The 232-nt window shown below is 77.6% G+C and carries 1 protein-coding gene; it reads right to left on the bottom strand.

Features of this window, described 5'->3' with window-relative positions:
* On the bottom strand, positions 1-232 hold a 232-nt coding region (locus AAEZ02_RS23635; protein WP_351125699.1), incomplete at both ends, for a hypothetical protein.

The raw sequence follows: 232 nt of genomic DNA, 5'->3' as shown, positions 1-232 counted from the left end.
TGTGTCTGTTTTTGAGTAGGGGAGTTCAGCCCTACCATACTCTGCGAGTGATGTGCGCCGTGGGCTTGACGCCCCGCCCCCGGCCCCCCCCGCCCCCCCCCCCAGCCCCCCCCCCCGCCCCCCCCCCGCCCACCCCCCCCCCCCCCCCACCCAACACCCCCCCCCCCCCCCCCACACCCCCCCCCCCCCCCACCCCGACCCCGGATTACCCCCCACCAACTTGGCGCCAGCC

It is taken from the genome of Shewanella sp. T24-MNA-CIBAN-0130, assembly GCF_040310185.1.
Classification (GTDB): Bacteria; Pseudomonadota; Gammaproteobacteria; order Enterobacterales; family Shewanellaceae; genus Shewanella; species Shewanella psychromarinicola.
The sequence above is the reverse complement of the archived record's forward strand: the minus strand, read 5'-3'. Positions and strand labels throughout refer to the sequence as shown.